We start from the raw sequence: 21,223 nt of genomic DNA, 5'->3' as shown, positions 1-21,223 counted from the left end.
TTATTTGATTTTATAGTTAAACTTTAATTGTTCTTAATCGTAGTGCATTTCCAATAACTGAAACAGAGCTAAAACTCATTGCTAAAGCTGCTATCATTGGCGAGAGCAATATTCCAAAGAATGGAAACAAAACTCCTGCTGCAATAGGCACACCTAAAGTGTTATAAATAAGTGCAAAAAATAGGTTCTGCTTAATGTTCTTCATTACAGCATTACTTAAATTTTTTGCTTTTACAATACCGTGTAAATCGCCTTTTACGAGTGTTATCATAGCACTTTCTATCGCTACATCTGTTCCCGTACCCATTGCAATACCTACATCACTTTTTGCCAATGCTGGTGCATCATTAATGCCATCACCTGCCATAGCAACTACTTTTCCATTTTTTTGTAGTTTCTCTACTTCTTTGAGTTTGTCTTCTGGTAGCATACTGGCTTTAAAATCTGCAAGATTTAGTTCTGATGCTACTGCTTGTGCTGTATTGTGATTATCACCTGTTAGCATTATTACATCTATCCCTTTATCTTGAAGTGCTTTAATGGCTTTAGCACTTGTTTCTTTTATTTTATCGCCTATAACTACATATCCAACTACGGTTTCATCTATTGACAAATAAGAAACTGTTTTACCCTGTTCTTGGTAAGATTTAGCTTCGTCTTTCATTTTAGAAGTAATATCCGCTTTAGCATATTCCATCATTTTAGGATTACCTAATGCTACATTTTTTCCATCAATTTTAGCTTCAACACCTTTTCCTGTAACAGCACTAAAATCTTCGGACTTTAAAATTTCTGCGTTGTGTTCTTTGCCATATTTAACTGTCGCTTCTGCCAAAGGATGTTCGCTATTTGTATTTAATGACACGATGTATTGTAACACTTCTTTTTCGCTTAAAGCATCATTAAAAGCTCCAACGGTTTCAACTGTTGGTTTTCCTTCGGTAATTGTTCCTGTCTTGTCAACGATAAGCGTATTTACCTTATCCATTTTTTCAAGAGCTTCAGCATTTTTAATCAATACACCATTTTGAGCACCTTTACCCACACCAACCATTACAGACATTGGTGTTGCTAAACCTAAAGCACAAGGACAAGCAATGATTAGTACTGCAATTGCATTGACAAACGCATACACATAAACTGGTTCTGGTCCCCAAATAGACCATACAATAAATGTGATAATAGAAATAAGAACTACAACTGGCACAAAATAGCCTGAAACTTTATCTGCTAAATTTTGAATAGGTGCACGACTTCTACTGGCATCATTAACCATATGAATGATTTGTGATAATAAAGTGTCACTTCCTACCTTTTCTGCTTTCATTAAAAAGGATTGATTCCCATTAATGGTTCCGCTACTTACTTTATCTTCTTGAGATTTGTTTACAGGAATAGGTTCGCCTGTAATCATAGATTCATCAATAGTTGTTTCGCCTTCAGTTATCACACCATCCACAGGAATTTTATCTCCTGGTTTCACTTTTAGAATATCATTAAGTTCTATCTCGTCAATACTGACTTCAACTTCTTCACCATCTACTATTTTTATGGCTTTATTAGGTGCTAATTTCAACAGTTCTTTTACTGCCGAATTGGTTTTACTATGTGCACGAGCTTCTAACAATTGACCTAAAAGCACTAACGTTAAAATCACAGTTGCTGCTTCAAAATAGACGTGAACTGCACCTGATTCTGTTTTAAATTGACTTGGAAATACGTCTGGAAAGAACATACCAAAAACACTAAACGACCACGCCACACCTGCACCAATCCCAATAAGTGTAAACATATTGAGATTCCAAGTCTTAATGCTTTTATAGGCACGTTCAAAGAACATCCAAGTGGCATAAAACACTACTGGAATTGATAATGCAAACTGAATCCAGTTCCAATATTTCTGTTCCATTATATCGTACAACGGATTGTTATTGAGCATTTCGCTCATAGCCATTAAGAAAATGGGCAAGGTAAATGCTGTGGCAATCCAAAATTTCTTTAATAGCTTTTTATACGTTTTTTCTTCTGCTGAACTATCTGCTTCCATTGGCACTAAATCCATCCCACAAATAGGACACGAACCTGCTTCTTCTTTTACAATTTCTGGATGCATCGGACACGTCCATTGTTCCTTTGAAGTTGCTGATAGATTTTGTTCTTCCACCAAATCCATTCCGCAAACAGGACAATCACCTGGTTTGTTATAGATTTTATCGCCTTCGCAATGCATAGGACAATAAAATGTGCCTGTACCTTTAGGTTGCTTTTCCTTTTTAGCTTCTGAATGCTGATGGTGTTCACCTTGTTTATGAATGCTATATGTACCACCATCCTTTTTTAAGGCTTCTTGAAATGTTTCTATGGGAATATGTGATTCCATTTCTATGTTAGCTTCTGCCTTATCTAAATCGACTGTTGCTTTTGAAACACCTCCTACTTTAGAGAGCGTTTCCTCAACGTGACTGCGACAACCGTTGCAGGTCATTCCGTGTATGTGATATGTGTGTGTCATTGTTTTACTGAATTAAATAATTAATGATTGTACTTTGCACATAGTAGGTCTTCACAGATTCTATTTGGTTCATTTGAAACTTTAGCTGCAACTCTTGAATATCCAAAACATCATTAAAATCAATCGTTCCTGTTTCATAGCTTTTGATTAAAATGTCTTCTGCATCTTTGGCTTGCTGTAGGTTTTTGGTTTGGGTAGCATAACTTATTCTTGCAGAAATGCGTTCGTTATTCGCTTTGTCTAAAAGCGTTTCCAATGCATTTAAACGTTCCTGTTTTTGAGCAGTAATTTCCTGCTGTTGCAAATCATTTTGTTTGGTTTGGGATTTATATTTCTTATTGAAAATTGGGATAGATACCGAAACCATTGGCATTACAATATCCTTTCCGTTATCGCTGAAATCCATATTTGGTCTTTCAGCAACATTGATATAATCTAATCCAAAACCAATCATTGGACTGCTTTCTTTTTGATTCAATAATTCTGATTGCTCTATGGATTGATAGAGTTTATCAAATTTTAGTAATTCAGGATGTAATACTAATTTTTCAAAAGTAATATCAAAGTCTTCAGAAGGTATCATTAAACTATCTACCACATTCACGGTAACATCATTACCTCTATTCAATAGATTATTGAAGTTAGTTTGTTCTGCTAAAAATTGTTGTTGCAACACATCTTTGAGTTGTTGCATTTCGTTTTGACGCATTTGTAAACGCAATACATCAACCGCTGATGCTTTACCAACCTCAACAGAAGTCAAAGCCATTGTTTCATATGTTTCTAACAGATTGATATTCTCTGTTAATACCTTTTGTTTTGCTTTATTAGCATATAGTCTATAATAAGATTGTGAAACTGAAGACATTAGTTTTCGCTTCGCAATTACAATATCTTCATACTTAACATCTGCTAACGAACTAACGTAATTTTCTCTTGCCGAAATATTACCAAACCACGGTAACATTTGTTTTGCAGACACCTTAAAGCGTTGAGCACCTGTTCGAGTTTCTGGTTCACTTACAAAATAACCAACTCCAAATTCTGTATTAGGAACCGTATTTACTTCATTTACTTTTTCTGAAACCCTTTTGTATTGCAATTCAAATTTTTGAATTTCAGGGTTGTTATTTAATGCTTCATTAATGAGCACATCTAATTGTTGCGCATTTCCTTTGAGAACAAAGATTAAAAAACAAAGAAAAATGACTGACTTTATGTGTGATTTTATATGTTTCATTATACTGTTCTTTTAAGTTTAACTTCTGCTTTCCAACTATATAAAACAGGGACTACAAATAGTGTTATTAAAGCGATTAACATTCCACCAAAACTTGGTATTGCCATAGGTATCATAATATCACTACCTCTTCCTGTAGATGTTAATACTGGTAATAATGCCAATATGGTAGTAGCAGTTGTCATTAAACAAGGTCTAATACGTTTTTCTCCTGCTTCTACTACTGATGCTCTGATTTCTTTTTTATTTTCTGGTGTATTTCTATCAAATGTTTGTGTTAAATAAGTTGCCATTACAACTCCATCATCGGTTGCGATACCAAATAGTGCAATAAACCCAACCCAAACCGCTACACTTAAATTAATGGGGTGCATTTGAAATAAATCGCGCAGATTTTCACCAAAGACATTGAAGTTTAAGAACCAATCTTGACCATAGAGCCATATCATTACAAAACCACCAGCAAAAGCAACTGCAATACCTGTGAATACCATTAGTGATGTCCCTACTGAACGAAATTGGAAATACAGAATTAAGAAAATGATTGCCAACGCTAAAGGCACAACAACCGACAAGGTTTTTTCTGCTCTTAATTGGTTTTCATACGTTCCCGTAAATTGGTAGTTGATACCTTTTGGGACTACCAATTCGCCACTATCTATCTTTTCTTGAATTAAGGTTTGTGCATTTTCTACCACATTGACTTCTGCAAAACCATCCATTTTATCAAATAACACATAGCCAACTAAAAAAGTGTCTTCACTTTTAATTACTTGTGGACCTTGTTCATATTTTATAGTCGCTAATTCACTTAAAGGAATAGGGCTTCCTTTTTCAACAGGCACATAGATTTGTTTTAAATCGGTTGGATTTGCTCTTAATTCTCTTGGGTAACGAACTCTAACACCATAACGCTCACGACCTTCTACTGTCTGTGTTAATACCATACCACCAACAGCCACTTTCAAAACATTTTGAACTTCCTCAATGGTTACGCCATAACGAGCAATTTTCTCTCTATCAATATCAATTAACAAATAGGGTTTACCTACAATACGGTCTGCAAAAACAGCTTCATCTTTTACACCTTCAGCTTGTTTTAAAATATCTTCTAATCGCATTCCAAACGCTTCAATCTGCTTTAAATCTTGCCCTTTTATTTTAATACCCATTGGTGCTCGCATTCCTGTTTGCAACATTACCAATCGGGTTTCAATAGGTTGTAGCTTTGGTGCAGACGTTACGCCTGGTAATTTGGTCACTTTTACAATTTCGTTCCAAATATCATCTGGTGATTGTATTTCAGGTCTCCAATTTCGATAGAACTCTCCATTATTGTCTGGAATGAGTTGAGACCTTTCGACTGTGCTCAAGGTGACATTTTCTGTATTATTTGGATTTGCGATAAATCGACCATCTTTTAATTCAAACAAGCCATCATTATTCACTTTGTAGCGTTGACGTTCTCGGTTTTCATTCAGCATATATTCTGACTTATACTGAATAACATTTTCATACATTGATAGTGGTGCTGGGTCTAATGCAGATTCTGTACGACCTGCTTTTCCAACTACAGTTTCGATTTCAGGAATACTGGCAACTGCCATATCTAACTGCTGTAAAACACGCTTATTTTCTTCTACACCAGAATGTGGCATAGAAGTAGGCATCAATAAAAAAGAACCTTCATTTAACGATGGCATAAATTCTTTGCCTGTGTTTTTCATAATGAAAAAACCAGCAATGACAATTGCAGTTGGAATTGAAAGAAATAGTAATTTATTATCTAAACACCACTTTAAAATTCGAGTATAATACCTGATAAACAATGAGAAAACACCCAATAAACCAAAGCAAATGACACCAACAAAGATGAGGTTCCAGAAGATACTTTTATCAACTCCTAAAGGTCTCCAATATTCCGCTAATAGGAACACTATTGCTGATGCTGAAATAATGATATTGGTAAGATTCGCTTGTTTGTCTGTTATCTTATTTTGAAGATTAAGACCTGCTGTAATCCCAAACGCAATTAAAATTAATCCTAACCAATATCCATAGACTATGGCTACGATTCCCAATGCTATTAAAACACCATTTAAAACATATTTAAAAGTGTTTTTGATGTTTTTCTTTCTGAATAAAAATGCAGCAAACGGTGGAATTAAAAACAACGCTACTATTATAGAAGCTGTTAATGCAAAGGTTTTTGTGAATGCTAATGGTCTGAACAATTTACCTTCAGCGCCAATCATTGTAAATACAGGAATGAAACTTATAATTGTAGTCATTACTGCGGTTACGATTGCACCAGAAACTTCGGCTGTTGCGTTGTAAACTACTGTATTAATGGATTGTGTTCCATCATCTTCATCTAAATGCCGAATGATATTTTCTGATAGTATAACACCAACATCGACCATTGTTCCGATAGCAATTGCAATACCAGATAATGCGACAATATTAGCATCGACGCCAAAGAGTTTCATCGCAATAAATACCATTAAGACTGCAACTGGTAATAATCCTGAAATCAAGACAGAAGCTCGAAGATTAAACACCATAATGATTATAACCAAAATGGTAATCAATATTTCAAGAGTTAAGGCTTCATTGAGTGTACCTAAAGTTTCTTGTATCAATTCTGTTCTGTCATAAAAAGGTACTATGGTTACTTGTGACGTTCTACCGTCCGCTAACACTTTTGAAGGTAATCCTGCACTTAATTCATTAATTTTTTCCTTTACGTTATTAATGACTTCCATTGGGTTTGCTCCATAACGAGCCACCACAACAGCACCAACAACTTCAGCACCTTCTTTATCCAATAAACCTCGTCTTGTTGCTGGACCTAATGAAACTTTTCCAATGTCTTTAATTTTTATTGAAGTGAAATTTTCAGAATCAACTACAGCATTTTCAATATCTGCAATGGATTTTACATACCCCAAACCACGAACTAAATATTCAGCTTGGTTAATTTCCAAGGTTTGTGCGCCAATATCCTTATTACTTTCTTTTACAGCTTTAACAATATGATGTAACCCAATGTTATATTGACGCATTAGTTCTGGGTTTACATCCACTTGGTACTCTTGAACATAACCACCAATTGATGCAACTTCAGAAACACCGCTTGCAGAGGACAAGGCATATTTAACATAGTAATCTTGAATACTACGTAATTCGTGTAAATCCCAACCACCTGTTACATTACCGTTCTCATCACGACCTTCAAGTGTGTACCAAAATATTTGTCCTAATCCTGTGGCATCTGGACCTAACGCTGGATTAACACCTTCGGGTAATAAACCACTTGGTAAGGAATTAAGTTTTTCGAGAATACGACTTCTGCTCCAGTAAAATTCTATATCCTCTTCAAAAATGATATAGATGCTTGAAAACCCAAACATAGAGGAACTACGAATGGTTTTCACTCCAGGAATACCCAATAATGATGTGGTTAATGGATAGGTTATTTGGTCTTCTATATCTTGTGGGGAACGACCATCCCACTTGGTAAATACGATTTGTTGATTTTCACCTATATCGGGAATAGCATCTACTGCTACAGGGTTACTTGGCAAAAATCCTGTATCCCAATTAAAAGGTGCATTAACAGTTCCCCATCCAATAAAAAGGACAAGTAGTAAAACTGCAACGAGTTTGTTTTCTATTAAAAATTTGATGCTTTTATTTAGCATATGATTGATTTTAAACAATTAGACAATAGTGTTGTAAAAACACCGAATACAGTAAATTATCCTTACGACATTGCAGTCATAGGATAAAAGAGTCTATTGTTTAAAAATCAAATTAAGTATGTCTCGTCAATCTTGTAGAGTTGCCTTATGACGAGTGGTGGTTTGTATTCTTCGTAGGTAGATACATTACTGTCTAAACCTTCAAAAAGGTTAATGTAAGTATAAACAAATGAAGCGATGAATACTTGTTGCTCAAACGTGATTTTGTCAACTTGCAATTGTAATTCGTCTTGACCTTCAATTGCTAATTGTTTATCATCACAACAATTTTTCTTGGTAATAGAACATTCTTCGGTTGAAGGCTTTTCCATTTCCATTCCGCAACCTTTGGCTTTTTGAAAGATAGCAGATTCTACTAAAGTATCTCCACAATAATGCATATTCACAGTAAATGACATTGTAGAGAATAACACTACAAAAGTCATTGCTAAAGACATTATTTTATGGAAAATCTGCTTCATATTGATTGCGAAGTTACGAAATTTTAACAACTATTGATTTTGTTTAACAGAAGTTTAATTGATTAATCTGCTTAATCCCATTTCATTTTCTGCAATCGAACTGCATTTAAAATTGCTAATAATGCTACTCCTACATCTGCAAAAACAGCTTCCCACATTGTGGCTAAACCACCTGCTCCTAATATCAAGACAATAACTTTAACTCCAAACGCTAAAATGATATTCTGCCAAACTACTTTGCGTGTAGAACGACTAATTTTAATGGCTCTCACTACTTTTGATGGTTGGTCTGTTTGAATAATGACATCTGCTGTTTCAATAGCTACATCACTACCTAAACCACCCATCGCAATACCAACGTTACTTAATGCTAAAACAGGTGCATCGTTAATACCATCACCTATAAAAGCTACTTTATTTTCAGGATTCTTCTTTAAAGATTCAACTTCGTTTAATTTATCTTCTGGTAGTAAACCACCTTTAGCATTTTCAATATTCAACTTTTTAGCGACTTGTTGAGTTATAGAATCTTTATCACCAGAAAGCATCATAATATTTTTAATGCCTACTTTATGTAAATCTGTAATTGTTTCTTTTGCATCCTCTTTTAATTCATCTGCTATTACTACATAACCTGCAAATTGATTATCGATTGCAACTAATACTATCGATTCTACAATAGATTCCGTTTCAGTTGGAACATCAATACTATTGGCAATCATTAAGGCTTGGTTACCTACTAAAACAGTTTTACCGTTTACTATACCTTTTAATCCTTTACCAGCAATTTCAGAAACTTCTTTTGCTTCATAGCTATTTTCAGTTCCTTTATATACCATTATGGCTTTAGCTATTGGATGCGTGGATTGTTCTTCCATAGCCATTAAATACTTCATAAAATCAGATTCATCCCAACCAATAGTTTTTATTTCTTTGATTTTAAATACACCTTTGGTAACGGTTCCTGTTTTGTCCATTACCAATGTATTTATCTTGGTCATAGCGTCTAAAAATGAAGCCCCTTTAAATAAAATACCATTCTTTGAAGCTACACCTAAACCACCGAAATAACCTAATGGTATTGAAATCACTAACGCACAAGGACAAGAAATCACCAAGAATATTAATGCTCTGTATAACCAATCTCTAAAAGCATAATCATCTACAAAAAAGTAAGGTATAAAAATAACACCAATAGCCAAGAATACTACAATTGGCGTGTAGATACGAGCAAACTGTCTAATGAATAATTCTGTTTTAGATTTACGTGCAGTAGCATTTTGAACCAATTCTAATATTCTGGCAATAGAACTATCTTCAAACTTATTAGTTACCTCAACTTCAATAACGCTTTCTAAATTGATACTACCTGCGTAAACCTTTGCTTCTTTCTGAATGGAATCTGGTTTGCTCTCGCCTGTTAACGCTGCGGTGTTTAGAGATGCTTTTTCGGATAATAAAATCCCATCTAACGGTATTTTCTCACCTACTCGAATTTGTATTTTTTCACCAATATTTACAGCTTCTGGCGACACACTAACATAATCACCATCACGAAATACATTGGCTTCTTTTGGTCGAACATCTAATAAGGCTTTAATATTTCCTTTTGCTCTATTAACTGCTGCGTTTTGAAATAATTCTCCTACTGCATAAAATAGCATTACTGCCACACCTTCAGGATATTCACCAATGATAAACGCACCAATGGTGGCAATAGACATTAAAAAGAACTCGGTAAAAACATCGCCTTTTATAAGACTTTTCCAACCTTCTTTAATTACAGGAAATCCAACTGGAATATATGCTAAAGTGTACCAAACTACTCGAATCCATCCTTGAAATTGAGGAATCGCATCAAAATAATCTACAGCGATACCTACCATTAACATAACAAAACTTATGATAGCAGGAATGTATGTTTTGAATGCACTTCCATTACCGTGATTATGACCATCATCGTGAGAATGTTGTGCTTCTGAATTTGGTTTTAAATCTTTTAAATTGATTTTCTTTTTTTTCATCAAGTTAGTTTTAACAACAACTTTTGTTTTGTTGAATTGGTGGACAAGGAACTGTACCATAAGAACAATACACACAACAATCTCCTTTGTTTGGTTTTAAAACTGTTTTACATTTCTCACATTCATAAAAGAATTGACAGGCATTTGTTGGCATATCTTCTTCCTTTTTATGACCACAGGTTGGGCAAGTGATTTCAGATTTTAATATAGTTTGCATCAATTTTAATTTTTATCAGTTACTTTATAACCTGTAGAATTAATTGCTTTCTCAATTTCTAATTCATTAGTTTTAGTTTGGTCATACTCAATGATTGCGTTACCATTCTTGTATGATGTTTTTGAGTTCACAATTCCGTTAAGTTTATTTACTTCGTGGTTTACGTGAGCTTCACAACTGGGACAAGTCATTCCACTTATTTTATACTCTGTTGTTTTGATATTTGATTTATCAACGACAACAATTTGTTTCTCTGAATTTGGATAAAACATACTTGAGTAGTATGGAAATGCCAACATCACTATTGCGAATACTGTTACAACTCCTAAAAAGGTTTTTGACTGAATAAATTTTGGTTTTTTATCCGTTTCACATTCACAGTCGATTTCTTTTTCTGGTTTTAATTTTTGATACCAAGCAAAGAGAAGAACTAATATAGTTAGCCCTATTAAGTAAGGTCTAAATGGTTCTATCCAAGAAAAAGTTGAAGCTACACCACTTGTTCCTGCAATTAATGCCAAAACTGGTGTGATGCAACACAATGAAGCTGTGATTGCTGTTAGGATACTTGTAACCGCTAATTTATTTTTCATTCTATATCTAATACTTTTTCAATGTCATTTGGAATAGGCATACGTTTTAATGGTGGTACGTTTGCGCCACCTGTATTACCAAGAGGAACGTGATTTATAAATGATTTCCAACCACCAACAAGCAATCTAATAATTTGACCGAATACTTCTTTAGTATCTTTTTGTCTAAATCCAAACTTTAGCATTAGCCAATGTGAATAGGTATGTTCTATAGGATAAGACTGTCCTATTATATGACTGCGTTCTAAATGAAACCAAGCATTACCAAACCGCTTATTTTCTAAACAGAAACTGTATTGTTTTAATTCTTCGATATAAGCCTGTTTGATATGTTTAGGTATTTTAGTATTAAACTTCATATCCACTAATTTTGGATAAAAGTAATTTAATAGTAAGTGCAATGGAAGTGCATTTGTTATCCACTACACTTATCACATATACCTTTTACAACCAAGTTTACATTTTCCGAAACAAAGCCATCAGGTACTTTAATTTGTGGTATTTTATGTTCTGTTAGGCAAATGGTTTCATTGCAATTATTACAATGGAAATGTAAATGCAAATCGTTTTTTATATCACAATTACATCCCTCTTCGCATAACGCATATTTCGTAATTCCTGTACCATCGTCTATTTGATGAACAATGACTTTCTCTTCAAAGGTTTTAATAGTCCTGTAAAGTGTTGTTCTATCTGCTTTTTCAAATGCGTTTTCAATATCACTCAATGTTACTGCAACCTCCTTCTCAACTAGGAACTTATAAATTAACATACGCATTGCAGTAACTCGTATGTTTTTTGATTCTAATACTTGTTCTATTGTTTCCATAATTAATCGTCGTCTTCGTTACCAAATGGTTTAATAATAAGTCCTACACTAAATATAAAACCATCTGTAGGCGCATATATTTCTGGGAAAACAGGATTTTCGTGCGGTGGTAAAACCAAAGGTGAAAACCTGCTTTGTCTTCTATCTGTAAAGTTTTCGAAATTTACAAATACACTTCCCAATTTAAAGTTACGCATCACCATTAAACCCATAGTTACAAAGTCTGTAGTTTCTGTACCATTAGACAAGAACTGTTTCCCTGTATAATAAGTTTCATAACCTATGCGCCATTTTTTAGATTCGTACATTATAACACTACCTGCATTATGTTTTGCTGTTAAGGGTTTTTGAGGATTGCCTTCTAAATAATTTAGCCTTGTATCAATAAATGCATAATTTAAAAACCATCTAAAATCCTTATATGTAAATTTGATGTTCGTTTCTGAACCTTTGCTGAATATTTTATCTGAAGCATTTTCAAATTGAAAAAATCCGTTATCTGTTGAATTTAAAAGCAGTCCATCATTAATAGCAGTCACATAGAATAATTGGTTTATGGAAAAACCAATCTCATCCGATAATCGTGTTTGATAATTCACATCGAAATTAACACCATAAGAACGTTCTGCATCTACTGTAGATTTATCTATTGCAAGCACATTTTCAAAGTTAATATACTCTGCTTCTTCTGTAAAAATATCAGGAATCTTATACCCTAAACCTCCACCAATTCTACTTGAAAATCCACTATTGTTTTTATAAAGTAATGAAATTCTTGGAAGTGGAAAGAAACCGAAATCCGTATTATAATCTGCTCTTAATCCAGTTTCCAATATCCAATTATCTGATATGTCAAAGATATTATTTGCAAATGCACCAAAGGTTACATCTTTTTGGTCTCGCTGTAATGGTGCATTATCGTTTTCATCAAAATTTGAGGTATAAAGATTAGCTCCAACTATCCAATCCGTTTTATCTGAAGCTGTGTTATAAGATATTTCAGTAAACGTGTTTGTTTGCTTACCATCAAAATTGAAATCCGGAACGGTTAAATTCCTATCGAAAAAAGAGACACTATTTTTAAATTCTAATGAACTAACGGAATCTAATTGTGTTTGATATACCAATTGACTGCTTAATCGTTTTGAATTGTTTTCTTCAGTATATTGATGTATGCCATTTTCTCCACTTTCAATTTTTGTCATATCTCCACCAATTCTATCATCATACGTACCGTTTAATCCAAACCAAAGTGTTGTTTTCTCTGATGGGTAATAAAACAATTTAGGATTAAATGAAATTGATGTTGTATTTGGTAGGTTGCTAAAACCATCATCTTCTGGGTCGTATGCTTTTTGATAATGACCAGAACCGTAAAGTGAAACACCGAATTTTTCATTTCGTTTGCTATAAAACACATTGGCTGTACTTCCTAACGCTTGTGTTTGTGTAAGCATTATGTCTAATGCAGGTTCATAGTCTGGTGTTTTAGATACCATATTTACTAATCCTGCAATAGCACCTCCACCATAAAGTGTTGATGAACTTCCTTTTATAATTTCAAATTGTTGTAAGTCTAAAGGTGGTATTTGTAAAATACTTAACCCACTTGAGAAACCACCATATAATGGAAACCCATCTCTTAAAAGTTGTGTGTACCTACCATCTAATCCTTGAATACGAATATTGGTACTCCCACTACTTAATGATGTTTGTTGCATTTGTATTCCTGTACTTTCTCGAAGCACCATAGAAATATTAGTAGGATTCATTATAGCTTTTTCTCCTAATTCCTCTGCACCTATAAACTCTATACGTGTCGGTATTTTTCTTACGGTTCTTGTACTTCTTGAAGATTGCAATACTACAGCATCTAATTGATTACCGCCCTCTTTTAGTTTAAACATTAATTCTGTATTACTTGGAATTTGAATTGTTGTCTCAAATGTTTCAAAGCCTAAAAAAGAAATAATTATTTGATGCTGACCATCTGGAATTTCTGTAAAAGTTGCAATACCATCAAAATCGGTTACTGCTCCTTTTTCTAATGCTTCAAAGTAAACCGTAGCACCCAATAAAGGCTCGTTTTCAGCTTCTGTTAGGACTTTTATTTGTATGTCTGATGTTTGTGCCTGTAACGATAGGCAAAGTATTAATATGAGCTTTATACTCAATAGGTATTTATTCATTGAATTATAATTGTAATTAACTAAATAATTGATTTAAAATCGAAACGTTTTAGCTTATTACTTGTGGCGGTTGCCAAATATTGGAAAGGAAGTTAAACCTATAAATAGGTTGATATGTAGAAATTAACTCCGATGAGATTTCAATATTGAGTTTTAAATCAAATGTCTTGATTGGTTCGTAAGTAATGGACAAACCACAACAATTGCAGATACACGTAATAGGACAAGAATCGTCACTATCTTCTTGGTGGTTGTGATTAACACTTATCTCGTCTTGGTGTTGGTCTTCTTTATTTTGACCATCAGAACAAGGCTTTGCTGAAAGCAATAGTATTATTAAGGATAATATGATTGTTACAAATTTCACAATTACAAAGATAAAAATTTAATGATGCAATAGTTGTGCAAAAGATTTATGAAATTCTATTATTAACCAAATTACCATTTACCCATTTTAGAAAGTAATTTTTTATACTGTGTTTAAATGCATTTCTTCACTTCCTATTTTATCCAATAAACTTTCGATGTTGTTTATTATCTCTTTAAAAAACTGTGGATTATCAAATACTATTTCAAATCTATTTTTTGAAGATGCATATTCATTTAGCGTAAACCGACCCTTGCTAAAATTCTTAATGTTATTGAACTTTCTATCGCTATTATTGACAGAATCGTTGTTTTTAATTATACCCTTGTGATGCACAACTAAATTACGTACTTGTCTAAAATTATCAATAAAACTCCATTCAGGATTGAGGATAGAAAAATCTACTTTAGCAGACTGCTTTAAAAACTTTTTTACTTTATCAATATCATTATTACCCTTTAAATCATCTACTCTATAATCTGTTTGTTTATAGGATGCGAACCTATCACAACCACGTTTTAAAACATCTTCAAAAAAAGAATACAGCTGTATGACTTGAGCGTTTCTGTAATTTTTGATGTAAACATCATTAAACATAAACACATTGTCAATAAAGGAATCTTGTATGTGGTCTAAATATTCTTCTGAATATTCTGATTTATCTATCTCTTTGGAACTTTGAAAATTATCATATTCAACCTCAATATTTTTTAATTCCCTTTCGAAATGAGTTTCCATATGATTCATATAATCTTCAATTAAATGAAACTCAAAATGGATAAAACCAAATCCCATTATAGATGCAAGTGTTTCTTTTCTTCTTAATCTTGACATATCATTATTTTATAAAAACCATAAGGCATCTTTAGCATCGTCTGGAACACCATTATTAAATCGTGGTGCTATTTGTGCTACCATTTCTGGGTATTTTATGGTAATAGGTACATTTTGTTGTCGAAGTGATTTCCAATACAATCTGCTAAATTGATATACCTGTGTTAATAACTCTAAAACCACGTCTGCATCTTCAAAAGCATCTTCATCTGGACTGCTTACCTTAATTTTTATTGGAAACGGATAACCATCTGTATCTGCATATCGCTGTGAATTAGGATAACGTGCATTATTAAACAGTAGGAATTGATTTTCGCTAATACGTATGTATGTGCCACTTACAGGCATTAACTTTTTACCCCAATTGAGGTCGTAAGCAATAATATCTTCTGCTTCTGTTTTATTGATATTTAAAATGTAAAGAGGAATTTTCAACCCTAATGTATGCATCCCTCTTATAATAGGTTTTAGTTCCTCGTAGCTCATTTCCTTATAAAAGTGAATGACTACTTTATCTGCTTCAGCAACCGATGTAAAATCTCTAATGGCTTTACATATACTTCCTGCCAATAGGTCTGTTTCGCTTTGGTCAAAATATTCGAACTTTCTAAATAAACCATTGTTTTGAAAACTAAAGGCACTTGCTATATACCGTCTGTTTTCGCCTTGATTGGTAAAAGCACCAACACCAATTACTAATTCTTTTTTATCGGTTACTGCGAGTTTCCAAGGTGCACCACCTAATTTAGCGTGAATAGCTAATGCCATATTTTGTAATGTGAATTGGAAGTTGTATTGATTCTCGATATTGACCACCATTTTTTCATAATCCACAACCTGCGTAACAATGCCTTCATTTAAAAACAATTCTTTGATTTGTATATAGATGTCTCGGTCTTCGGGATTTGGTGTGAATTTATCGAAAGGACTTAAATAGAACGCTGCATAACGTACATTATCGTGGTCGAAGGTTAAGCTCTCTAACTTTTCAACTATTTCTGGAATTGGGTCGCTTTCATTGGTAAACTCAATAAAATGTTCTTTAGACGTTGAAGCCTTAATGTTTACATAAGCCTCAATCCCTTTAAAATACTTTTTATCCGCAGTAACGCCAGTTTTAAGGTTATTGTAAAAGGTTTTAATTGCTTCTTTATGAGACGTATGGTACACAAAGAAAAACTTAATGTTTTGGTTGTTTGGTCTCTTATAAGGATTAAGATTATTCATTGCCAATTTAGGCACTAAATGGGTTTTCTTGTTACCGTATTGGTCTTTACCAAATTCTAATAATCCTACTTGTGGGTCAATGTGATTGATACGATTAAGTGGCACATCAATAAATGCATCGTTTTTAAACGGGAAAATGGCTTTAAAATCTTCTGCAAACAAATAATTGGTTGCAAAATTATTAATAAGTGCTACATATTTTTGGTATTTATTAGCTGGTCTAATTGGTTCTTCAATAGGTATATCTAATGCTCTGGCTAATGGTAAACTAAAAATTGGGAATGCTTTATCAAACTCAATAGCATTGAAATAATCTTCTTTTTCCTCTGTGTCGAGGTTCATTTGATAATTGAAGATAGTTTGTCCATATACGCAACGTTTTATTAACTCTGAATCCTCAATATCCTTAACAGACGTTGTAAGGACTTTTGATGTGCCATCGTACGATACAATAAGTTCTGGTAAGTCGGTTAATTTTGCAAATTGTATTTTAAATGAAAACTTATAATATAAATTATAATGCTCTGTATTGCCTTTAAGAGATGGCATCCAAACCTGTACGTCACCTACAAAGTTTTTTACAACTACGTAATCTTTAGCTTGAAAATAGCTTCTTAACTGATGCTTTAGGTATTGCTTATATATTCTTAATTCTCTACCATCAACTAATTTCAGCTTAATACTTGGTGCATTAGATATTTCGTTAGTAAACGTAGTATATATTTGGTCTGTATGCGATAAGTCTGTTTCTGGAAACGCCTCTTTAATTTGTTTAGAAAACTTTGATTTATGGATAGGGTGACTACCTTCAGTATCCTCTAAAGTTAAATAAATGGTAGGCGCACTATTAGGCCATTTAAAGTTAAGTATGTTGGTTTTGAGGTGTTCTTGCATAGAGTATTAATTTTAATTTAATCCTTCTTATTAATCCGCTTTATCAATCAAATCTTTTGGCTTGTAATCTATTGTACCACTCGGTTTTGAAGAATATCCAGCAAAGCCTGGGTAACCTGGATAACCCGGATAACCTGGGTAACCCGGATAGCCAGGATATCCGCGATACGGAAAATTTGATACTTTATAAAATCTATCGTTATCGAATATGCTCCCTAAATACTCACCTTCAGTATCGACAGCGTGTTCATCTTCCCAAGGAAACCAACCTATCCAATCAGCATCAGAATTATATAAATAAGCACCTATTTTAAACGCAATCCAATCGCCTTTTGAGTTATATAAATATTTCATAGTTATTATTTTTTTGTTAATCTATTTAAATTTTCTTCAGCTATTTTGAGGATTTCCGTACGCTCTTTTTCATTTTTTAGCATTAGTACTATTTGTTCGGACATCCATAACTTAATTAATTCGTTTTCGTCTTCCTTTAAGGTTTTGGCAAATGCAACTACTTGTTCGCGTCTTGCCATACGATTTCCTCTTTCTATTTTACTTAAATAAGCAACATCCATATTTAGGTTTGCAGCCATTTCCCTTAATAGCAAATTGCGTTTTTCACGCAATGAGCGTATGTACTCTCCAAACTCCATAATAGAATTATTTAGACTTGTCAAAATTTGTCTAATTTAAGAAAAGGAAAGAAAGAAATAAGAAAAAGATATTAACAGTTATTAACAAGATAATGAGGATATTAAGGATTTAAGGACATAATAATTAATATCCTCGAAATCCTCAAAATCCTGAACTATGTTTTTACAGGATTTGAATAGGTATTATGTGCTTCTCTATCTATTAATCCTGCTTCTACAAATTTGGTAATATAGCCTTCAGCTGTTTTATGTGGTATGTTCTGTTTAGTGGCAAAATCTAAATAATCTTGTCTGGTAAATTGTTTAGGTAAACTTTCCAAAAAGCGTTCTTTTCTATTTAAACGTTTTGTTGCTTTTTGCTCAATAGGTAAGTCGTTAAACACTTTACTGCTGTGTTTCACTAAAATTGAAATTATGGTTAGTGCATTTTCAAAATCAATATCCTCACATTCTTTAGTTGCATTAACATCACCATCTTCCATAATACGAAATACCGTAAAAAGCATCATTATCCTAAATGCAATTAAGCCTAACCGCCTAATGGTAGCAATATATTCTTCTGGTTGTAGGTTGATGTATTTGGTCTGTAAAGACTCAAAAAACGTATTGAATTGCTCTTGTTGAGCTGTGGTTAACCTAATTTCAATCTCTGGATTATTTTTAAGCGTTTTATACAGTCCTAAAAACTCACTACCTAATTGGTTGTAATAATCATCTAAACCTACATTATTGTTGTTTTTAAATACATTTTTCCAAGTCGGCTTGATATTCATATAATAAAACATAAAACGACTAAATAAGCCATTTTCAGCATTTGGTATTAATGTCGCTACTTGTTTTGGTGTGCCAGATAATACAGTTGATAAACAGGGTTTTTCTATATCTACATATTCTCTATCGGTTCTGCGATAATAACTTATAGTTTCGTGATGAAATGCTTTACGAAAACCATCGGAATAATTGCCATAATCACTTTTAAAGGCTTGGGCTAACGTATCTCCTTCAGTTTCAAAAATCAAACCTTTACCTTCATTATCTGAAATTAATTGATATACACCTGTTACACTATTATTGGCAGGAATAAACAACATTCGTTCTGGCGGTTTACTCGGTTTTTCCAAGTTTTCATCTTTACCCTTGTTCATATTATAAGTCGCTGTTTCTGACTGAAACTGTTGCTTTAATATTTTTGCTTGTTCTCGTTTTAGTTTATGCACAGGGTCTACCAAATTTTTAATTTGGTTAAGTCTGCCTTTACCTGCCGAAGCTGGTGCGGTTACAAATAAGTATAAATTACTGAATACTTTTCTTTGGTCGTAAATACCAAATAATTTTGGGAAACAAGCACTAAATGCTGTTAATGCGCCTAATAATAAAATGTCCTTTTCTTCCTGACTACTTGCAGGATTTACAACTTGTTGTAAAAACTGCGGTAATGTGTCAAATACCTTTTCTGGTATTGTTGGCATAGATTGTTTTGGCGCATCAACAAAGGTTGCAACATTTGTTGCAGCCTCGTTGTTGCTTTGTTGCTTTATTGGTTTTATACCTGCCTGATGTGCATAATGATAAAAGGTTGCAATTGTAATACCGTGCCCTTTGGCATTTAGACATTTATTGAATTGTTCTTCACATTCTTTTGAATCATAGCCTACATAGTTTTTGCTAACTCTATGGAAATAGTCTCTTCCTGTTTCTCCATATTCTTCGGCTAATGCAAAGCCTAAATCTCTCCAAGTGGCATAATTATCTGTTATGTCTATACCAGATTGTTCAATTGCAGAAATATAGGCTTCAATGTCGTTATCAGCAACAGCAACAACATCTGTTGTTGCGTTGTTGCATATTGGTTCTTTCTGCTCTTTTGGAACGTTTAACCAATCCTTTGGGTTAAATATTTTATTCATAATGCTTGGTGTCTTTTATGTAAAAAAGCGGTTGGGTCGTATGGTAAAAAACACGCTCTGGAAACGTCTTTACCTGACTGGTCAACCTCAATGTTATAATTGTGTTTAATGTAATTTGCTACTGCTGTGAAATACTTTGAATGCGTCACTTCTGAAACATCAATCCTGATAATCCATTTTAAGCCATCTCCAGATGGTGAAATGAAAAGCATTTCGGTTTCAAAATATTCATCGTTTAGCAATTGTGTTTTTAACTCTTGCAGATTATCTAAATGGTCAAAATCAATAGTTAATAGATTAGAATGTTGTAATAAATTACTATCGTTACGTTTTTCAAAAGTTCCTGAAAAGGTTACGTAGTCAAAGCGATTAGCTTTGAATTTACGTGCTTCTTTTACATCGGTTATTGCCCTTAAATCTTCTGTAATCTTTTTGTATTTATCACTTGTGATTAATGCAAATACTTGATGTAATCGCATAGTTTCCGCAGGAAACACATTGCGAACTGGGGCTTTGAAAAAGCTACAGTAAGCAAACCAGGTATCGTCTGGACCATTCAACCAATCTAATTCGCTTGTTTCCTTTGCTTCTAAATTTAGATGCAACTTTTGGTTAATCTTGAGTAACAAATGTTCTTCATCAGTTATTCTGAAATGGTATTGCGCAAAATCGAATACATCACCGTTAAACGTTTTTAGTTCTGTATCTCGATGCGTTGCTATTACACCATCAATATGAATCCGTAAAGTTTCTTTACCACCATTAAAAGGGTTTCGGGTTATCCCGCAGTCCCTTCCTTTTAAAGAAAGGACTGTTTGATTAGGATAATACTGTCTCAACACATAGGCATAGATTTTTAAACCATAATGTGTTTTGTCTAAAATTGCTTCTCTACTTATTACCATCTTGCTTGAAATTATGGTTGTAGTAGTTGTCTTGAAGCAATTGCTCTATGTCAGCAACTCTATAATAAAACTTACCTTTTACTTTACTGTAAGGTAAAGTACCATTGGTTCTTAAAGTTTGTAGCGTTCGCTTACTTATATGTAAGGTCTGCAATACATCTTGATTGTCTATCCACGTATCTTTCAATACTTCTGCTCTCGATTGTCGCAACAACTCGATACGCCCTTTTAAGTCCTTAACATCTTGCGAAAGCGCCAAGATTAAATCGATTATCTCCGTCATAACTTTACCGCTCCTTTCTTAATTAGGTAATCGGCAGCTTGCTGTTCGATTTCATCTTGTGAATCCACACGGTTACTTAATAACCATTGTTCTAATTCAACTCTGTTAAAATAAATTTTCTTACCATTCGGTTTATAATGTGGAATGGTTCCTGTGCTTGTAAGTTTGTATAAATGGGATTGTGATAATTCCAAAAACTTACACGCTTCGTTAAAACTTAATACGTTTTTTACAATAATGTTTCTGTCTAAAACGTGTGCTTCGATAATTTTAAGACGTTCTAATATTTCGTCCATAACTAATTAATTTTTAAAATAGAAATGG

General features: G+C 33.4%; 19 protein-coding genes. All 19 read right to left on the bottom strand.

The window, feature by feature from the left end; all coding sequences use genetic code 11:
* Positions 1 to 16: 16 nt before the first annotated feature.
* Positions 17 to 2,512 (bottom strand): heavy metal translocating P-type ATPase, encoded by a 2,496-nt coding sequence (locus Q0772_RS11315; RefSeq protein WP_054851356.1) that lies wholly within the window; start codon positions 2,510 to 2,512, stop codon positions 17 to 19.
* Positions 2,513 to 2,516: 4 nt separating this feature from the next.
* Positions 2,517 to 3,752: a TolC family protein gene (locus Q0772_RS11310; protein WP_298344539.1), complete on the bottom strand. Its 1,236-nt coding sequence runs from the start codon at positions 3,750 to 3,752 to the stop codon at positions 2,517 to 2,519.
* Positions 3,752 to 7,456 carry an efflux RND transporter permease subunit gene (locus tag Q0772_RS11305; protein ID WP_298344536.1) on the bottom strand — a complete coding sequence of 1,235 codons (3,705 nt, stop codon included), beginning with the start codon at positions 7,454 to 7,456 and terminating at the stop codon, positions 3,752 to 3,754. Before Q0772_RS11305 ends, Q0772_RS11310 begins: the two co-directional genes overlap by 1 nt.
* Positions 7,457 to 7,563: 107 nt before the next feature.
* Positions 7,564 to 7,977 carry a hypothetical protein gene (locus tag Q0772_RS11300; protein WP_036122971.1) on the bottom strand — a complete coding sequence of 138 codons (414 nt, stop codon included), beginning with the start codon at positions 7,975 to 7,977 and terminating at the stop codon, positions 7,564 to 7,566.
* Between the two features lie 71 nt (positions 7,978 to 8,048).
* On the bottom strand, positions 8,049 to 10,001 hold the full coding sequence (locus tag Q0772_RS11295; protein WP_120201169.1) for a heavy metal translocating P-type ATPase: 1,953 nt from the start codon (positions 9,999 to 10,001) through the stop codon (positions 8,049 to 8,051).
* Between the two features lie 10 nt (positions 10,002 to 10,011).
* Positions 10,012 to 10,218, bottom strand: coding sequence for a GDCCVxC domain-containing (seleno)protein (locus tag Q0772_RS11290; protein ID WP_120201171.1), 207 nt, complete (start codon positions 10,216 to 10,218; stop codon positions 10,012 to 10,014).
* Positions 10,219 to 10,223: 5 nt separating this feature from the next.
* A complete protein-coding gene (gene merTP, locus Q0772_RS11285; protein WP_133355506.1) occupies positions 10,224 to 10,811 on the bottom strand; it encodes a mercuric transport protein MerTP in 588 nt (195 codons plus the stop codon).
* Positions 10,808 to 11,170 (bottom strand): DUF3703 domain-containing protein, encoded by a 363-nt coding sequence (locus Q0772_RS11280; protein ID WP_120201175.1) that lies wholly within the window; start codon positions 11,168 to 11,170, stop codon positions 10,808 to 10,810. Before Q0772_RS11280 ends, merTP begins: the two co-directional genes overlap by 4 nt.
* A gap of 56 nt (positions 11,171 to 11,226) precedes the next feature.
* Positions 11,227 to 11,640 carry a transcriptional repressor gene (locus Q0772_RS11275; RefSeq protein ID WP_133355505.1) on the bottom strand — a complete coding sequence of 138 codons (414 nt, stop codon included), beginning with the start codon at positions 11,638 to 11,640 and terminating at the stop codon, positions 11,227 to 11,229.
* A gap of 2 nt (positions 11,641 to 11,642) precedes the next feature.
* Positions 11,643 to 13,829: a TonB-dependent receptor gene (locus Q0772_RS11270; RefSeq protein ID WP_148870045.1), complete on the bottom strand. Its 2,187-nt coding sequence runs from the start codon at positions 13,827 to 13,829 to the stop codon at positions 11,643 to 11,645.
* A gap of 49 nt (positions 13,830 to 13,878) precedes the next feature.
* Positions 13,879 to 14,196 (bottom strand): DUF6660 family protein, encoded by a 318-nt coding sequence (locus tag Q0772_RS11265; RefSeq protein ID WP_298344491.1) that lies wholly within the window; start codon positions 14,194 to 14,196, stop codon positions 13,879 to 13,881.
* A 102-nt stretch (positions 14,197 to 14,298) separates the two neighbouring features.
* On the bottom strand, positions 14,299 to 15,030 hold the full coding sequence (locus Q0772_RS11260; RefSeq protein ID WP_298344488.1) for a hypothetical protein: 732 nt from the start codon (positions 15,028 to 15,030) through the stop codon (positions 14,299 to 14,301).
* Positions 15,031 to 15,039: 9 nt separating this feature from the next.
* Positions 15,040 to 17,151 carry a Piwi domain-containing protein gene (locus tag Q0772_RS11255; RefSeq protein WP_298344485.1) on the bottom strand — a complete coding sequence of 704 codons (2,112 nt, stop codon included), beginning with the start codon at positions 17,149 to 17,151 and terminating at the stop codon, positions 15,040 to 15,042.
* Between the two features lie 30 nt (positions 17,152 to 17,181).
* Positions 17,182 to 17,505, bottom strand: coding sequence for a hypothetical protein (locus Q0772_RS11250; RefSeq protein WP_298344482.1), 324 nt, complete (start codon positions 17,503 to 17,505; stop codon positions 17,182 to 17,184).
* Positions 17,506 to 17,510: 5 nt separating this feature from the next.
* Positions 17,511 to 17,804: a helix-turn-helix transcriptional regulator gene (locus tag Q0772_RS11245; RefSeq protein ID WP_298344479.1), complete on the bottom strand. Its 294-nt coding sequence runs from the start codon at positions 17,802 to 17,804 to the stop codon at positions 17,511 to 17,513.
* Between the two features lie 155 nt (positions 17,805 to 17,959).
* The gene (locus Q0772_RS11240; protein ID WP_298344477.1) at positions 17,960 to 19,711 is read right to left on the bottom strand and encodes a DUF3987 domain-containing protein; all 1,752 of its coding nucleotides are present in this window, start codon (positions 19,709 to 19,711) and stop codon (positions 17,960 to 17,962) included.
* On the bottom strand, positions 19,708 to 20,616 hold the full coding sequence (locus Q0772_RS11235; RefSeq protein WP_298344474.1) for a BT4734/BF3469 family protein: 909 nt from the start codon (positions 20,614 to 20,616) through the stop codon (positions 19,708 to 19,710). Before Q0772_RS11235 ends, Q0772_RS11240 begins: the two co-directional genes overlap by 4 nt.
* The gene (locus Q0772_RS11230; RefSeq protein ID WP_298344471.1) at positions 20,603 to 20,899 is read right to left on the bottom strand and encodes a helix-turn-helix domain-containing protein; all 297 of its coding nucleotides are present in this window, start codon (positions 20,897 to 20,899) and stop codon (positions 20,603 to 20,605) included. The genes Q0772_RS11235 and Q0772_RS11230 overlap by 14 nt, the downstream gene beginning before the upstream one ends.
* Positions 20,896 to 21,195, bottom strand: coding sequence for a helix-turn-helix domain-containing protein (locus Q0772_RS11225; protein WP_298344469.1), 300 nt, complete (start codon positions 21,193 to 21,195; stop codon positions 20,896 to 20,898). The genes Q0772_RS11230 and Q0772_RS11225 overlap by 4 nt, the downstream gene beginning before the upstream one ends.
* Between the last annotated feature and the right edge of the window lie 28 nt (positions 21,196 to 21,223).

The sequence above is a fragment of the uncultured Algibacter sp. genome (assembly GCF_947490405.1).
In the GTDB taxonomy this organism is placed as follows: Bacteria; Bacteroidota; Bacteroidia; order Flavobacteriales; family Flavobacteriaceae; genus Algibacter_B.
Note: the sequence above shows the minus strand (reverse complement) of the source record. Positions and strands in the feature narration are given on the sequence as shown.

Bases quoted from the DNA above. Each gene is read 5' to 3' on its own strand.
- Q0772_RS11240 (WP_298344477.1), bottom strand. From the start codon at position 19,711: ATGAATAAAATATTTAACCCAAAGGATTGGTTAAACGTTCCAAAAGAG.
- Q0772_RS11300 (WP_036122971.1), bottom strand. From the start codon at position 7,977: ATGAAGCAGATTTTCCATAAAATAATGTCTTTAGCAATGACTTTTGTA.
- Q0772_RS11260 (WP_298344488.1), bottom strand. From the start codon at position 15,030: ATGTCAAGATTAAGAAGAAAAGAAACACTTGCATCTATAATGGGATTT.
- Q0772_RS11295 (WP_120201169.1), bottom strand. From the start codon at position 10,001: ATGAAAAAAAAGAAAATCAATTTAAAAGATTTAAAACCAAATTCAGAA.
- Q0772_RS11275 (WP_133355505.1), bottom strand. From the start codon at position 11,640: ATGGAAACAATAGAACAAGTATTAGAATCAAAAAACATACGAGTTACT.
- Q0772_RS11235 (WP_298344474.1), bottom strand. From the start codon at position 20,616: ATGGTAATAAGTAGAGAAGCAATTTTAGACAAAACACATTATGGTTTA.
- Q0772_RS11305 (WP_298344536.1), bottom strand. From the start codon at position 7,456: ATGCTAAATAAAAGCATCAAATTTTTAATAGAAAACAAACTCGTTGCA.
- Q0772_RS11315 (WP_054851356.1), bottom strand. From the start codon at position 2,512: ATGACACACACATATCACATACACGGAATGACCTGCAACGGTTGTCGC.
- Q0772_RS11310 (WP_298344539.1), bottom strand. From the start codon at position 3,752: ATGAAACATATAAAATCACACATAAAGTCAGTCATTTTTCTTTGTTTT.
- Q0772_RS11290 (WP_120201171.1), bottom strand. From the start codon at position 10,218: ATGCAAACTATATTAAAATCTGAAATCACTTGCCCAACCTGTGGTCAT.
- Q0772_RS11230 (WP_298344471.1), bottom strand. From the start codon at position 20,899: ATGACGGAGATAATCGATTTAATCTTGGCGCTTTCGCAAGATGTTAAG.
- Q0772_RS11270 (WP_148870045.1), bottom strand. From the start codon at position 13,829: ATGAATAAATACCTATTGAGTATAAAGCTCATATTAATACTTTGCCTA.
- Q0772_RS11245 (WP_298344479.1), bottom strand. From the start codon at position 17,804: ATGGAGTTTGGAGAGTACATACGCTCATTGCGTGAAAAACGCAATTTG.
- Q0772_RS11255 (WP_298344485.1), bottom strand. From the start codon at position 17,151: ATGCAAGAACACCTCAAAACCAACATACTTAACTTTAAATGGCCTAAT.
- Q0772_RS11225 (WP_298344469.1), bottom strand. From the start codon at position 21,195: ATGGACGAAATATTAGAACGTCTTAAAATTATCGAAGCACACGTTTTA.
- Q0772_RS11280 (WP_120201175.1), bottom strand. From the start codon at position 11,170: ATGAAGTTTAATACTAAAATACCTAAACATATCAAACAGGCTTATATC.
- merTP (WP_133355506.1), bottom strand. From the start codon at position 10,811: ATGAAAAATAAATTAGCGGTTACAAGTATCCTAACAGCAATCACAGCT.
- Q0772_RS11250 (WP_298344482.1), bottom strand. From the start codon at position 17,505: ATGAAATATTTATATAACTCAAAAGGCGATTGGATTGCGTTTAAAATA.